11 protein-coding genes are annotated in these 15,053 nt (G+C 58.6%); 5 read left to right on the forward strand and 6 right to left on the reverse strand.

Features of this window, described 5'->3' with window-relative positions:
• Positions 1-36 precede the first annotated feature (36 nt).
• The 5 genes from aceE (at position 37) to IAE58_RS20070 (ending at position 7,839) form a co-directional block, all read left to right on the forward strand.
• Entirely contained in the window at positions 37-2,724 is a 2,688-nt protein-coding gene (aceE, locus tag IAE58_RS00680; RefSeq protein ID WP_108748283.1) for a pyruvate dehydrogenase (acetyl-transferring), homodimeric type, read from the forward strand.
• 201 nt (positions 2,725-2,925) lie between these two features.
• Positions 2,926-3,591, forward strand: coding sequence for a hypothetical protein (locus IAE58_RS00685; protein ID WP_199932418.1), 666 nt, complete (start codon positions 2,926-2,928; stop codon positions 3,589-3,591).
• On the forward strand, positions 3,581-5,863 hold the full coding sequence (locus IAE58_RS00690; protein WP_199932419.1) for a DEAD/DEAH box helicase: 2,283 nt from the start codon (positions 3,581-3,583) through the stop codon (positions 5,861-5,863). Before IAE58_RS00685 ends, IAE58_RS00690 begins: the two co-directional genes overlap by 11 nt.
• Positions 5,864-5,878: 15 nt before the next feature.
• A complete protein-coding gene (locus tag IAE58_RS00695) occupies positions 5,879-6,178 on the forward strand; it encodes a DCL family protein (RefSeq protein WP_199932420.1) in 300 nt (99 codons plus the stop codon).
• 773 nt (positions 6,179-6,951) lie between these two features.
• Positions 6,952-7,839 carry an HNH endonuclease gene (locus IAE58_RS20070; RefSeq protein WP_199932421.1) on the forward strand — a complete coding sequence of 296 codons (888 nt, stop codon included), beginning with the start codon at positions 6,952-6,954 and terminating at the stop codon, positions 7,837-7,839.
• A 112-nt stretch (positions 7,840-7,951) separates the two neighbouring features.
• Here IAE58_RS20070 and IAE58_RS00705 read toward each other — a convergent pair whose 3' ends face one another.
• The 6 genes from IAE58_RS00705 to IAE58_RS00730 all read right to left on the reverse strand — a co-directional run bounded on the left by IAE58_RS00705 (position 7,952) and on the right by IAE58_RS00730 (position 15,053).
• Positions 7,952-8,332, reverse strand: coding sequence for a hypothetical protein (locus IAE58_RS00705; protein WP_199932422.1), 381 nt, complete (start codon positions 8,330-8,332; stop codon positions 7,952-7,954).
• A 52-nt stretch (positions 8,333-8,384) separates the two neighbouring features.
• Positions 8,385-8,753, reverse strand: a complete 369-nt coding sequence (locus IAE58_RS00710; RefSeq protein WP_199932423.1) for a hypothetical protein — start codon at positions 8,751-8,753, stop codon at positions 8,385-8,387.
• Positions 8,754-9,410: 657 nt separating this feature from the next.
• A complete protein-coding gene (locus IAE58_RS00715) occupies positions 9,411-10,958 on the reverse strand; it encodes a nuclease domain-containing protein (RefSeq protein ID WP_199932424.1) in 1,548 nt (515 codons plus the stop codon).
• A gap of 4 nt (positions 10,959-10,962) precedes the next feature.
• Complete coding sequence (locus IAE58_RS00720; protein ID WP_199932425.1) at positions 10,963-13,236, reverse strand: hypothetical protein; 2,274 nt, start codon at positions 13,234-13,236, stop codon at positions 10,963-10,965.
• A gap of 54 nt (positions 13,237-13,290) precedes the next feature.
• The gene (locus tag IAE58_RS00725; RefSeq protein ID WP_199932426.1) at positions 13,291-13,521 is read right to left on the reverse strand and encodes a hypothetical protein; all 231 of its coding nucleotides are present in this window, start codon (positions 13,519-13,521) and stop codon (positions 13,291-13,293) included.
• A 143-nt stretch (positions 13,522-13,664) separates the two neighbouring features.
• Positions 13,665-15,053, reverse strand: coding sequence for an XVIPCD domain-containing protein (locus tag IAE58_RS00730; protein ID WP_199932427.1), 1,389 nt, complete (start codon positions 15,051-15,053; stop codon positions 13,665-13,667).

Below are 15,053 nucleotides of genomic sequence, written 5' to 3' on the forward strand. Positions count from 1 at the left end.
ACAGTCGCGCGCGTGCGTGCGGTAATGGGAGCGCTAATGAACTGGTTGAACGAAGTGCTGAACAACGACACCAATCCTGTTGAAACCCAGGAGTGGATCGAGTCGTTGAAGGCCGTCATTGATGTCGAGGGCCCCGAGCGCGCGCATCAGCTGCTGGAAGGCATGGTGGAACTGACCCGTCGTTCGGGTGCGTACCTGCCGTTCTCTCCCACTACCGAATACGTGAACACCATCGAGCCGCAGCTGGAGGCCAAGAGCCCCGGCAATGCCGAGCTGGAATGGCGCATCCGTTCCATCATCCGCTGGAATGCGATGGCCACCGTGGTGCGCGCCAACCGCAAGCCGGGCGACCTGGGCGGCCACATCGCCTCGTTTGCTTCCGGTGCCACCCTGTACGACGTGGGCTTCAACCACTTCTGGCGCGCCCCCAGCGACAGCCACCCGGGCGACCTGCTGTTCATCCAGGGCCACAGCGCCCCGGGCATCTACGCGCGTTCCTTCCTGGAAGGCCGCATCAGCGAAGAGCAGCTGGACAAGTTCCGCATGGAAGTGGACGGCGGCGGTCTGTCGTCGTACCCGCACCCGTGGCTGATGCCCGATTACTGGCAGACCCCCACCGTGTCGATGGGCCTCGGCCCGCTGGCCGCCATCTACCAGGCGCAGTTCATGCGCTACCTGGAAAACCGTGGCCTGATCGAAAAGAGCGACCGCAAGGTGTGGTGCTTCATCGGCGACGGCGAGAGCGACGAGCCGGAAACCCTGGGCGCCATCGCGCTGGCCGGCCGTGAAGGCCTGGACAACCTGATCTTCGTGGTGAACTGCAACCTGCAGCGCCTGGACGGCCCGGTGCGCGGCAACGGCAAGATCATCCAGGAACTGGAAGGCGTGTTCCGTGGCGGCGGCTGGAACGTGATCAAGCTGCTGTGGGGCGGTTACTGGGATGCCCTGCTGGCCAAGGACACCGACGGTGTTCTGAAGAAGCTGATGATGGAAACCGTCGACGGCGAATACCAGAACTGCAAGGCCTTCGGTGGCGCGTATACCCGCGAACACTTCTTCGGCAAGTACCCGGAAACCGCCGCCATGGTGGCCGGTCTTTCCGACGACGACATCTGGCGCCTGAACCGTGGTGGCCACGACCCGCACAAGGTGTACGCCGCCTACCACCAGGCCGTGAACACCAAGGGCATGCCGACCGTCATCCTGGCCAAGACCGTGAAGGGTTACGGCATGGGCAGCGCCGGTGAAGCGCTGAACCCGACCCACCAGACCAAGAAGCTGGACGACGAAGCGGTGCGCCACTTCCGCGACCGCTTCAACATTCCGGTGACCGACGCGCAGCTGGCCGATGGCCAGGTGCCGTTCTACCACCCGGGCCCGGATTCGCCGGAAGTGCAGTACCTGCAGGAACGCCGTGCCGCGCTGGGTGGCTACCTGCCGCAGCGCCGCCGCAAGGCCGAAAAGAGCTTCAACGCACCGAAGCTGGAAACCTACGAGCGCCTGCTGAAGAGCAGCGGCGAGCGCAGCTATTCCACCACCATGGCCTTCGTGCAGAGCCTGAACATCACCCTGCGTGACAAGGAACTGGGCCCGCACATCGTGCCGATCGTGGCCGACGAAGCCCGTACCTTCGGTATGGAAGGCCTGTTCCGCCAGATCGGCATCTACGCGCCGTTCGGCCAGAAGTACAAGCCGGTGGACGCCGACCAGCTGATGTTCTACCGCGAAGACCAGAGCGGCCAGGTGCTGCAGCAGGGTATCAGCGAGCCGGGCGCGATCAGCTCGTGGATGGCCGCCGGTACCAGCTACTCGGTCAGCAACGTGCCGATGCTGCCGTTCTACATCTACTACAGCATGTTCGGCTTCCAGCGCGTGGGCGACATTGCCTGGCAGGCCGCCGACATGCGTACCCGCGGCTTCCTGCTGGGCGGCACCGCCGGCCGCACCACGCTGAACGGTGAAGGCCTGCAGCACGAAGATGGCTTCAGCCATCTGGTGGCCGGTGGCATTCCGAACGTGCGCAGCTACGACCCGACCTTCGGCTTCGAAGTGACGGTGATCCTGCAGCACGGCACCAAGCGCATGATGGAAGACCAGGTAGACGAGTACTACTACCTGACCCTGATGAACGAAAACTACACCCACCCGGAAATGCCGGAAGGTGCAGCCGAAGGCATCGTGAAGGGCATGTACCTGCTGACCGACGCCGGCAAGCCGAAGAAGGGCGACCTGCGCGTGCAGCTGCTGGGTTCGGGCACGATCCTGCGTGAAGTGATTGCCGCCGCCGAGCTGCTGGACAAGGACTTCGGCGTGACCGCCGATATCTGGAGCTGCCCGAGCTTCAACGAACTGCGTCGCGATGGTTTCGACGTGGAACGTGCCAACCGCCTGCACCCGGAAGGTGAGCAGCGCAAGGCCTACGTGACCGAGCTGCTGGACGGCCGCCAGGGCCCGGCGATTGCCGCCACCGACTACGTGCGTGCGTATGCGGACCAGATTCGTGCGTTCGTGCCGATGTCTTATACGGTGCTGGGTACCGATGGCTTCGGCCGTTCGGATACCCGTGCGAACCTGCGTCGCTTCTTCGAGGTTGACCGGTACTACATCGCGCATGCCGCGATTGCGGCGCTGGCGAAGGACGGGAAGATGACGGCGAAGGATGTGGCGCGGGCGATCAAGCAGTACAAGATTGATCCGGAGAAGGCTAACCCTGTTGGGGTTTGATTCCGAGCGATGTAACAGGAAGAAAGCGGCCCTTGTGGCCGCTTTTTTTTGGGGTAGTTACAGTTGACTTGTCTATAGAACTAAAGAAGGTCACTGGCTCCCCGATTTTTGGTAGGTTGTACACATGATTTGCTGACGGGGGAAGGGATGTCCGCTGGAACTAGCTGCACTGATGTCGACTGGGGGTGTGAGCACTTTCCCATGTTGGGGAACGCAGGGCTTTCAATCGTATGCTGCAAAGTTTCCGTAAAGGATATCTCCAAGCTTTCCGCGAGATTGACTGAAACTGTTGTTGATACCTCGTGGATGGCCGCCCTCGATAAAGGTACTCAGCGTGCCTACCAAAAGACAGTTGCGGAAACTGCAGAAATTCTCTGCCAAATATTCAAAGTTGCACCAGGATCTCCGGTGGCCGAAGAATTTGGTGAGCTCATGGTATCGATGGGCTCCGCTCGAGCCCTCAAGTCGCTTCTCGGACACGCAGAGGTTCCGCTCGCGGAACTCTGGAAACCCCAGCGGAAGCAGAACGAAGGATTCGCCTTCCACACAGTATGCGGGAATGGAATGCTGAACTTCGGAGAAGCAAAATACTCTGGGGGCGCGTCGCCGCATGGCTTGGCTATCTCGCAGGTGTCTGATTTCATAGAGGCGGAGAAACACCATAGGGATTACGTCCATTTGTCGAGCATCTGTCCGGGGCCTGCGGCCTTGTTGGTAAATGACGAGTTTGGAGTGATCGCGGCATTCTCTATAAATGGAAAGGACCACGCCAAGATAATGAATAACGCTCTAGCGTCAGCTGTTGAGCTTTCCCAGAAATTTGGCTTGAAGCAGATTTTCTTGGTTGGAGTTTCCAATGACGCCTGACGCTGTTGTGAGAGATCGCCATCCGCTACAAACGCTATCTCGCATTCTTGAGGACCTCCACAATAAAGGGCCGGATTCCCAGGAAAAGCTGGAAACTATAAGTCTCTACAGAGAATTTCACGCTGGGGACTTCGAGAAATTCGAGCAAGACATAGTTGCATCTATGGGGCTGTTCTATAAGTTGCGGCAGCCTGAAAGCCTATATTCATTTCTCATTTCGAGGATGGGTGAGGCGAATAGAGTGGATAGTGGTCATATCCTGACGCCGGTTCAAGCCAGTCTGGTTTCTGCAATAGAAGATCACGACTTGGTCTCTATCTCGGCACCAACAAGTGCCGGAAAGTCCTATTCAATTAGAGATTTTATCTCTAAGGGAGAAGGCGACGCGGTGATAGTCGTGCCATCTCGAGCGCTAATCGCCGAGTACGTGGGCGCGCTTCGAAAGTACTTCTCAGGCGAAAAGGGGGTGATGGTCATGCCCTTCGTTGATTCGGTATTCAAAATAAGAGCTCCGAGAAGAATACTCGTTCTAACTCCGGAGCGTGCAAGGGATATTTTTGATAAATCTCTTGGGCTAAATATAAATGTCTTCTTCTTTGATGAGGCTCAGGTTTCTGACGAGGGCATGAGGGGTGTCGTTTTTGATCATCTTGTAAGGCGAGTCTCAAAAGATTTCCCGCACGCCAAGCTTATTTTTGCCCATCCTTTCGTGGTGAATCCGGATGCTCAATTCAAGAAGCATGGATTTAAAAAGAGAACTTCTTTCGCGAGATCGTATGAGCAGGGAGCCGTCGGAAAAATATTCATACAAAGACATTCGAACGGAAAAGACTATTATTTCAGTCCGTTTGCACCTCGTGGGGAGCTGCTTTCGTCTTGCGTCGAATTTGATGGGAAGTTCTCTGAGTTTGTTCTGAACTCAGGCATGTCAATACTGTCCTACGTGAGCAAGAAGTCCATATACGACGGAAAGTTCATGGGTGAATTTGAGGGCTACGTTGGAACGTTGCCGTCGCTGACGAGTGCGAAAGCTCTCTCGATGATTGACGAAATTAGCAAGCTCGTTGGGGCTGATCAAGTCAATCACCGGTCAAAGATGATTGAGCTTTTGCGTAAAGGAGTGGTGATTCATCATGGATCAGTTCCGCTCGAAGTTAGGTTCATGCTGGAGGACTACATTAGGCTCGGGTTTTGTCGAATATGTTTCGCGACAAGTACTCTTGCACAGGGTGTGAACATGCCGTTTGACGTGGTGTGGCTCAATACGATGTCCATACGCGCGGAAGATAAGGCTAGACGATCGCTTGCTTTCAAGAACCTCATAGGTCGCGCTGGTAGATTGTCAGAGTCTGAAAGTTTCGATTTTGGCTATGTGTACACCAAAAGCCCAAAGGTACTTATAGAACGACTAAGTGAGGAGTACAGGCTTTCCGAAAGGTCCGTCATCGAGTCTATGGATGGAGATGGGGCGGGACAAGACTTGGAGGTCGTGGAGGCAATCAGAGACGCCGATTTTAATGACGAGCTACATATCCCCAACCCTAGAGCTGAGCGTCTGCAGTCTGATCCGTCAATAGCGGCGATGAATACAGTCCTGGATCTCCTGTACATGGAGGGAACACCCGTTAAGCAGGCGCTGCGGGGAAGTGAAAGACGAGCGGAGCGGGTGCAGTTTGAGGCTTCCCTGAGGCTCATCTACGAGGCGTACATGGGAAGATCGCTGTTCGATGGCGAAAACGCCGTATTCAAAGAGGCGATTTTTATACTGATTCAATCGTTCTCAGGAAGGACTTTCAGGGAGATAGTGGGAATGCGCTACAGCTCCATATCTCGGCGCGACGAGAAGGACAAGGTTCACGCAGACTTCTCGCAGCCCGCGACAACGCTTCCAGACTCGACGCTGAAAGCGAAGTTTTCGCTCTACCCTGTGAAAACGCCAAAGGTGCGTGTGAGCTACGACGTCGTGATGTTTGATACCTACGACTACCTTGACAAGGTAATATCGTTCAGCTTGTTTGACGTTTTTGTGGCTGCGGCGCACATTTACCATGATAAAACCAAGGATGGTAGGGCCAGGAAGTTCATCGAGTTGCTTAGATTCGGAACGAACGAGCCAATCAATGTGCTTCTGATGCGATATGGATTTCTTCCTGATCAAATAGAAGATTTGATTCCCCATGTTCTTCGAATAAGTGAAGATGAGATTGTTTTTAAGAAAAGCGTTTCAGATGTCAACCAGAAGCTAAGTGCCGCGGTTGAGTGGTATCTATAAGAGATAGGAGATTCGATGCCTGCTAAGCCGGTAAAGATTGGAGAGCGCATGTTTGCGCGCCAGACGGATGCTTTGGAATTCTTTCGTGTAATGCTCAATTCTTATCGTCGAGGTGAGCGTGTGTCTGACTCTGATGCAGTTGAGTTAAATGCACTTCTTCTTCGGCATATTAACGTGGAGGAAAAGACGGGAGTTGGTATCGATCACTTTTTGGTCGATTCGGATGATTACGGTGGCCAATGTTTCTGGGTTGTTCGTGCCGATTCGACTCGTGTCCAATTTACCTACAGGCGGTGTGTGACGGGCATTTGGTAGCAGTTTTTGTTTGCTTATTGGCTATCATATTTGGTTAACGGGAATTCCTCTGCGTTAGGCGATCTTCGCCCCCATCCCACGTCCGGCACACCGGCCGGGCGACCAAGCGACGGGCGATAAAGAGTAGTTGAGCGTTGATTTGGTCGATTCCGTTTGGCCGGATCCCATCGTCTTCGGACTTTGATTGTCCAGTACTCAAGATGATGTTCTGCACGGATCACCTCTGTAAACGCAATGTATGGCTGCCGCTTCCTCGCAAGCTGGAACCGAAATGAGTCTTGGTGGTGCCGCACAGAATTATCTTCTTGGCCAAAGAGGATTCACTTCGTCATATCTGACTTTATATATTTCCATGAGGTCGTGCGATGAGATCAGCATGTTTTATGTGGAAATGGAAGTGTTTCACGAAAAATTCGGCCGAGTACGGCAGGAATGTGTGGTAATTTTCTCTTGCAGGGGACGATGCTCGCTGGGCCCAGAGCAGAGGCGTCGACCTGTTCAAGTTGCGCTGACAATGCAGGTTTTCTAGTTCTATCAGAATGTTTGGCTACGGCTGCTCAGTTCTGATCTTGAGCGCGAATTGCTAGCTGCGTCATAAAGGTGATAGCCGGATCTTGGTCGTGGTGCATTAGATGGAGCGTATCGCCGCTTCATGTGGCGGCCCATCGTGCCCAGCGTGCCGATCGCGACAGTCATAGGTACCATCACCGTCTCAACGGCCAATAGGCCGCATCAATTGGTTGAGACAGGGGGCGGGGATGAGGTACTGGTGGGTGAACCAGAAGCAGACCTTCGACAAGGCTGTTAAGGCAGGTTATCTGTGGTCGCCTAAGACCAACGTAAAGGGGAACATCAACGCCTCCTACGAGAACATGACTCAAGTGCGGCCGGGTGATGTGGTCTTTGCGTTCGCGAGCACCCGAATCAGGGCTATCGCAGTTGTCAGCGGCGCCCACTACTCGATGGATCGCCCTGAGGAGTTCAAGAAGACGGACGAGGAGTGGCGCAAGGATGGTTGGGCCGTGCCGGTGGACTACCATCTGGTGGACGTCCCGCTGAAGGTGAGCGACTACATGGCCCAGATTGGGCCGCTGCTTCCTGCGAAGTACTCACCTCTAAAGGCTGACGGCAAGGGCAATCAGGCCTACCTGTTCCCAGTTCCCGAGGCGATGGCTGCCAAGCTGCTGGAGCTGCTCGAAGTCGATCTTGATGACCTCGGAGAGTGGCAGGACGAGGGGCCGGTCCAGGACATCGTGAATGACAAGAACATCGACGAAACCGAGAAGCTCCAGCTGATCAAAGCGAGGAAAGGTCAGGGTATCTACCGAAAGAATGTCAGCGACATTGAGAAAGCCTGTCGGGTGACCGGCACCAGCGATGCCAGCTTCCTGATTGCCAGTCACATCAAGCCATGGTCAAAGAGCGAGAACAGCGAGCGCCTTGATGGCCACAACGGCCTCATGCTCGCGCCCCATATCGATCGCTTGTTCGACCGGGGCTACATCTCCTTTGAGGATGATGGTGGCCTAATTCTTAGCAGCCAGTTGCCAGATGCGGTGCGGGTGAAATGGGATGTTGTGCAGAAGACTCCACGCATTCCGTTCTCTGCGGCTCAGGCTCGCTACCTCAACTACCATCGGGATGAGTTGTTGAAGAAGTAGACACGAACGTCCGGCAGGCAGCGCAGGCAAGGGGATTCCTCCGCGGTGGCGGGAAAGCTCAAAGGCAAGGCAGGCCCGGACTTATGGGGGCCACAACTGGTTACTGAGCACATCAGCGCCACCGGTCCCAATCCGGCCGCGTCCGCACCCGCCATTGCTCCCGCAAATCCCGCAAATCCGGAGCCCGCTCCCCCGCATCCCCGACAACCATCACCACCAGTTGCATTGAAGAGTTATCCACCAGCATCACCGCCTGCCCGTCGGCGTGCAGTACGAAGTACCGCTCACTCCCATCCCTCGAGCTCTCCTCCAACCGGACGCCACCCCGCGCCTGAGCAAACGCCTTGGCCTCTTCCCGCATGACCTCGAAGGAGTAATCGGACAGCCTGCGGTAGGCCTTCACCTCCAGCGTCGCCTGGGGAAGGAAGTAGTCCGCGATCACCAGACCCATCACCATGAGCGTGCTGGTTACAACGACGGGCGGCACCCTCATGGGCCGCGCTGCGGAAACCCAGCCGCAGCGCACCAGGCCCATAGTGCAGGCACTACCCACGCACCTGCAGGCAGGCGCTGGCCTGCGCCGTCAGCGCCACGCACGCCAGCATCAGCCCCTCCATCGTGCGGTCGCCCAGGTGCTGCGCGGGTTCTCCGTTCTGTCGCGCGCGCTCTCCGGCCAACAGCATCTCCTGCACCACGCGCAGGCCTGCCAGGGCGCAGTCGGCATCGGCCAAGGCCATGCGCAGCCCGGGCGCGGCCGAGCGCTCCGGCCAGGGCTGGCCATCGGCGGCCGCGCCTCTCTGAATGCGCCGCAGTGTGGCGAGGAAGGCGGTGGAGTCTGCACCGCTGTCCAGTTCAGGCTCGGCATTGGCCGGGTCGGTGGCAGCGTGCAGGGGGCGGAATTCCGATGCGTTCATGGCAGTGCTCCGTACAGGACAGACGGCAGCGCCACCCCAAAAGGTGGCGGACGATGCGTGGCTCGAAAACCGGTGAGTACCAGACCGGCGGGCTCGAAAGCCCCCACGCACCGCCCGCCATGGAACGCGAACGGATTGCCAGCCGACGCCACTCGAAGGTGGCGCCGGCTGACAAGCGTAAACATCTGGTACTTACACGGGTTTTCGACGCCCGTACCACCCTTTTCCGGTGGCACGCAAAGATGTACCCGCACAGATGCCCAATGCCAAGAAACCGCAGTCAACTAGGCCGAAAGTTCTGACGCTTCCAGCATTGTGGCACGGCAGAAAAGCCGCGAAACCCCTTGCAGCACAGTGCTTGCGGCGAAAGTTAAGCTGCCACCGCTACGTCGAACGCGGAGCGCACTTCTCGCAGCAACAGATGCTTAATTGCGACACACCCTCATCTAGCGCCCACGATAAAAACAGGCCAATTGCGTCACTTACTTAACACTGATGCCCAACCCAGGGCGTGGCCAAAGCGCATCATCGCGCTCCAGATCGTAGTCACTGCCAAACGCCAACGCCACCTCGCGCGGCGGCAGGTCGGCGTAGCAGCGGGATACCCAGGCGCGATCAATCAGTATCGGCTGGCGTGAAAAAGCCACGCCAGAAAACCTAAGCCGGCCCTACCCACCTTCGCAGCATCTCCTGGAGCTCATCAGGGCGCTGGTCAGGCGACAGTACATGCACGCCAGTTCGATGGCTGGCGTGGAATGCCACATCCTCAAGCCACGGCGCTCCACCGGCACGTGGCACCAGCAGTAGTGAGCAGTCGGGGCGCTGCCCATTCCAACGCAGCGCATCCTGGTAGACGTGCGCGGAACGCATGGCGTGCAGTACGTTCTTCCGCGAGGTGCGGTACTTGGCATCCAGCACCAGCATCCTCTTGTCTGCTCCAATCTCGGTGGTTACCACAATGTCAGGCTTCAACTGCAGCGAAACGCTGCTCATGCCCGATGTGCTCTTCTCCGCTGTGGGGAAGGTTCGCTGCAACAAGACTTCTACCCGAGTCCCCTCGCATGTGCCCACGTGCCGGACGATATCTACCGTCGCGCTGCGCTTGCACGTCCATGTCAGTCCGGGGAAGAGGGCGCGAACTGCTTGAACGACCTGCACGAAGCACCATCGTTCATAGATCTCCCAGGTAGGACTCAGCCATAGCGATTCGTTTCGATCCGGTCCATCCACGCCCGGGCGAAGCGCTGCCCATCCCAGGCGGTACGCTCTTGCATAGGTGGGGTTGGCGGAGATTGCAGTCAGTCCCGATGCATCGACCTCTGCGCGCGCGACTGCAGCATACGGATCGCGCATTGCCAGGCTGCGCAGTCGTGCGGAGAAAGCATTCAGAAACATCAGCTTTCTCTCCATACGCGTGGCCAGCGGTGTGCGAGCGCCTTCGGCGTCCTCGTGCAGTGCTATCCGCCGAAGGGCCTCTTCCACGTTGCTGCAGCGCAGACGCAACGCAGCCAACGAACGGGCCAGCGCACGGTTCGCGGGGTTGTCCAGGTGCTCGTAGGAGTGCATCACCTCCATGGGAGGTGCGCACGCATCCAACCCTGGCTGCCGTCGGAGAACGGCGCCGGCATCTGGATGACGCATCATCCTTCGCGCTGATGTGGCATCGATGCGCTTCACCTGGTGAAAAGGGGTCCGCCGGCGCTCGTGCCGTAGCCGGGAAAGAGGGCGCTCGGCTACTGCTGTGAAGGCGGCAAGTGCGGCATCAGCATGGCGCCTCAAGCGCGCGTACTGCAGCAACACCGTTGTCAGATCGCCGGTCACGCCGATTCCAGACTGGGCGGCCTCGGTGCCAAGAACCAGTGCAGGATCGAACGCGTAAAGGTCGTCCAACATGCCTTGGAACACGTCGGACCCCAGCTTTCCTTCTTCAGGTGCCACATCCAGATGGTACGTGGCCAGCCGGTGACCGGCCCTATCCACAAGCTCGACACACACCTGGCCCGCATAGAAGCCGGGGCACCACTGCAGCATCGGTCCGCTGCTGGTACTCACCGTATCCAGCAACGCCTCGTCAATATAGAGCAAGGCGTTTGCCGGAACTGCCGGGAATTGATAGACCCCCCGCTCACGAAAGCCGCCGCAGACGGCGCCGGGTACCAAGTGGAATTCGACGCCCGTCTGGTCCAGGCAGATCAGTGCTGTCATCGCATTAGCGCCAGAACCGCGCGCTTCCCTGCTCGCGCAGATCCGCAAAGAGTTCACGTGCCTTGCCAGCAGACTTGCTCAACCCATGGCTTTCCAGCACGCCTGCGACCGCATCAAAGGCATCGCGTAGCCGCTTGGTATCTTCACCACGGAGCTTGGGCAGGATCTTGGCATACACAGAGTGATCCAAGGCTTGGGCCGCAGTGAGAGCGCCCCCTTCCACGCCCGCTTCCACGTAGCCCAGCACATCGGCAATCGTGCGCCAGCCGAAGTGCAGACGAACGGCACGCAGCGGCGTCATGAGTGCGTTCAGTACGGCCTTTACCTGTCCCAGTGCTTCTGCGCCCAGCGCCGAAGAGGTCCAGCCGGGGTAGTCGTTCACCGGTATGTCCCAGAACTCGATCACGGCACTGCGGTCCAGCACCTTGTCACTCAGCCCATGGGTGGTCTCGTCCATGTTCACCGTGCCGATGATGACCAGGTTGGACGGATAGTCGATGTGTCCGGGCACATCGCCAACCTCATCCCCAAGCGCATGCAGCTCAACCGCATCGCCGCTCTCCATGGCCGACAGCAGGGGCGCCAGGTACTGCTCGGGATGGGAGAGATTCATCTCATCCAACAGCACAACGTAGGGACGGTCAGGATCTGCAATCGCACGCAGCAGGAATTCCAGGAAGCCGGTGCGCATGTAGACATCGGTGTCGATCGGATTGACATAGCCAAGCAGGCTGCTCGGGTCATGCCACCCGGGTTGTACGGCAACGATGTGGTACCCGCGCTGCCCAGGATCGGCCTCAGCCACGCCAGCCCACAGTGCCTTGGCATAGCCCAGCGCAAGTTGTGTCTTGCCGGCGCCGCTCAACCCGGTCAATACGGCGAAGTGGCGGCGCGGGTGTCTGCGGTTCCACAGCCCAGCGTGCAACTGCGCAATCAGACTGGGATCGAAGGCCAGATCGGCGGGGAACGATGCAGTGATCTCGCTAAGCGAGGGCAGGTTCGACCAGAGGTCCTCAACTTCATCGACGGGCGAATCGGTCCGGACCTCGTCTGCATCCTTCACTACGGGAGACAGCTCGCCCGGTGTCCAATGGATACGGGACGCCCACGCACGCCCCCGCTGGGTCAGGTGCAGGACCTTCCCGGCATCCAGCTCGGCCAGTTCCATCCCCTTGATCCAGTTGATGAGCACGGTCGGGGCGAAGTTGCTGGTCCAGCCAGGATTGACCTTCTGCAGACGGCTGATCGCCTGCTTCTGCGGAAGGGGGGCCTGGTTGAGCATGTAAAGGAGATTGTCGAAGCCCAGGATCTGGGTGAGCAGCCAGTCGGAGACCTCCTCTGTTTCGCCCGATTCCAGGAAGGCCTCGCCTCGCGGTGTCAGGAACAGATCGTCGCCAGACGAGCGCAACGCGCCCCATTCAGCGATCAACGCGTTCAAGTTCGTACCCAGCGAATTGGTCGCCAGCTTTGGATTCACCGAACGGATATGTTCAAGGAAGTCCGCACGCTTGCGCCCTCCCTTGGCAAACTCCAGCATCGCCAGCACGCTGGCGACTGATCCGTTGATGGCCAGCATGCCCCGCCGGCGGCGGCCAGCGGGTAGCGGGTTGAGCCGAAGGTCGCCAGCAGATTCGCTGGGAAGCTCGGTCGCCTCGCTTCCATTCTCCTGAACGTAGTGAACGTACAGGACCCACGGAAGGGTCATGCGTTCCTCGCGACTACGGAAGACAATGCCAGCGCTATCCAGCCGCTGCAGGATGCGTTGATGCAGCTCCGTGCGGTGGTCGGAGCCAATGCTCAGCCCCAACGCTCTGGCCAGGCTTTTCAGCTTCTGATAGTGCGCAACGGTGGTGAAGTCCTGCGGCCACAGCGAGGCGAAAACACGGTACTGCTTCAGTCTGGGCTTGCGGTCAGTCAGCGCAACGACCAGCGCGCTTACTTCTTCCCACGCCGCGCCCAGCCAGGCGACACGCTCGCTGAAGGAATCGGGCAGTCTGGCTTGTTTGAGTGACCAGAGCTTCTCGGCGATTTCCTTGTTGGCAATGACGGCAGACACATCAATGTGGCCCTGGCCGGTAGCCGCGATGGTCTGGACTTCCCAGAGTTGGTGTTGGAAGTCGCGCCCGACGAACGTGTCGTGGTCAGCGGCCTCCACATGAACAAGCCATTCGGCTACGCGCGAGATCCAGCTATCCAGGCTGTGCCCGTTCCGGTGTAGCTCCAGCGCTCTTGCGCTAGCTTCTCGCAGTCCGGCGTCATTACTCAGATCAAAGGCCATTGCAGCCATCCCCTTGGCAGATCGAACAAAATTCACAAAGAAGCCCGTGCGCGGTCATGCCCGCAGCAGGCGTGCGTACTCGCCATCGAGGTACTCATCAACGGCGTCGTGATCAAGGCTGCCGGCGGCTATGAGTGCCTTCGTTTCAGTCAACGAGACGCACCCGAAGCGCACCCATGCCACCATGTTTCCTCTAAGCAGGAAGCCAATGATGTCACCGCCAGAGCGTAGTGCTGCGTCACCGACATCCACCAGGCAGAGGCTGCCATGGCTGACGAGCAGCACTCTTCGAGCAGGACCCGGCCTGGCCCCGCCAAGAGTGTGACGTGTTGCTCATCTCTAGAACATCAGATTTGTCTGATGTGGTGTCGGGATTAGCCTGACATCCATCCATCAGGCTGTGGCCGGGGCGTGCTGACAGTGGGCGATCAGCCCATCCGCATGGAATGCGATGGGCTCTCCTGGGCGCGTGCATCTTGGCTCTGCTGCTCCTTCTGCATCGCCAGCGCACGTTCCTGGCCGTCAACACGAAGCCCTTCAAGCTGCTGCATGGACTGCTCGACCGGCGTCTGTACCGCCAGCGCTGTGGGCATGGCCGCACGAAGATGGGCCGGGTCAGCTGGGTCGCCCTGGATGGCGAAGACCGTGTGGCCAGCGGGGGCCTGGGGAGTGGCATTGCTGAGGGCGACGTGGTCCACCCGGTGTATGCCCGCCTCTACGGCCTTCACAGTCAGGCTTGCGGCCAGCCTTTCGCTGGTTTCATCGAAGGGGCGGCCTAGCCCGGCGTCGATTTCGGCAACATGCTGCTTGATCTGCTGATGCAGTGCGGCGTTCTCGTGCCTCGCGGGCAGGCCTTGGGCGCTTGCAAGGGAGTCCTCCCGCAGGGGGACCTGTTCGGACGCCAGGGTCACCGGGCTCTTCATGATCGTCCGGTGTGGATCGTCAGGATGGAACGCGTGCGACTTCTGCTGACGCTCGAGGCGGAGTTCCCGTGTTTCATTGAGCCGATCAATGGTCTGTCGATCGGTTTCCTCAATCGTGATCTGCCCCAGTGCACGGGCGACGGGGCTGCTTGCCTTTACGGCTTCACCCGCGCCCACCCGCCATTGGTCTTTTTCCGGCGAGTATTCGTGCATCCGGATCTTGTTGCCAATGTGATTCGGGTCGACACTTGCTTCACTGATGCTGGCCAACGCGCCTGCCCTCAGCAAGCTAGCACTGTAGGCCGCAGCGTCTGTAGGCTCCATGTATTGAGCGACGTTGACCACGGTGTCCTTACCGCGGATGACGCCATACGTAGAGTTGTCCAGCATGCTCTTCCAGATCGCCTGTGTCGCCTCCGTGCCACCCTTTGCATAGGCGGCCTCAAGCAGAAGGCGGGGTGTCCAGCAGTTTGGGTCGAGCTTGTGATCCTTGAACGCATCGTCATGCGCTTGCTGCACGCGTGCTACTGGCAGATTGAGGGCGAGGTCAGGCCGGTTCTCCTCCATCATCTTCTGGCGCTGTTCCAGGTCCCTCAACAGCAGCGTTTGACCGAAGTCGTCCCACTGCCTTTCGCTCAGAACGCGGTTAGCGAAGCCGCTGCCCTTGCCCTGCTGGTCCGCTGCAAACTCCTGGGCATAGCTGTTGGCGGTGGCGCCGGGCATGTTGTCGTTGCGCACCACGCCCAAGGCCAGCTTTCCGTAGCCATCTGACCCTCCATGCTGTGCCAGGTAATTCCAGTAGAGTTCGCGATTTCCAGACTTCGCGTAGGCGGTCAGAACATCAATATCGCGTTGGCTCAGGCCGGGGGCGTCAGTTCTTCCTTGAGCGGCCAT

Origin of the sequence: Stenotrophomonas sp. S49 (assembly GCF_016624905.1) — a bacterium.
In the GTDB taxonomy this organism is placed as follows: Bacteria; Pseudomonadota; Gammaproteobacteria; order Xanthomonadales; family Xanthomonadaceae; genus Stenotrophomonas.

Coding starts and splice junctions, on each gene's coding strand:
- IAE58_RS00695 (WP_199932420.1), top strand. CDS start 5,879: ATGCCTGCTAAGCCGGTAAAGATTGGAGAGCGCATGTTTGCGCGCCAG.
- IAE58_RS00690 (WP_199932419.1), top strand. CDS start 3,581: ATGACGCCTGACGCTGTTGTGAGAGATCGCCATCCGCTACAAACGCTA.
- IAE58_RS00710 (WP_199932423.1), bottom strand. CDS start 8,753: ATGAACGCATCGGAATTCCGCCCCCTGCACGCTGCCACCGACCCGGCC.
- IAE58_RS00715 (WP_199932424.1), bottom strand. CDS start 10,958: ATGACAGCACTGATCTGCCTGGACCAGACGGGCGTCGAATTCCACTTG.
- IAE58_RS00685 (WP_199932418.1), top strand. CDS start 2,926: ATGTTGGGGAACGCAGGGCTTTCAATCGTATGCTGCAAAGTTTCCGTA.
- IAE58_RS00705 (WP_199932422.1), bottom strand. CDS start 8,332: ATGAGGGTGCCGCCCGTCGTTGTAACCAGCACGCTCATGGTGATGGGT.
- IAE58_RS00730 (WP_199932427.1), bottom strand. CDS start 15,053: ATGGCCGCTCAAGGAAGAACTGACGCCCCCGGCCTGAGCCAACGCGAT.
- IAE58_RS00720 (WP_199932425.1), bottom strand. CDS start 13,236: ATGGCCTTTGATCTGAGTAATGACGCCGGACTGCGAGAAGCTAGCGCA.
- aceE (WP_108748283.1), top strand. CDS start 37: ATGAACTGGTTGAACGAAGTGCTGAACAACGACACCAATCCTGTTGAA.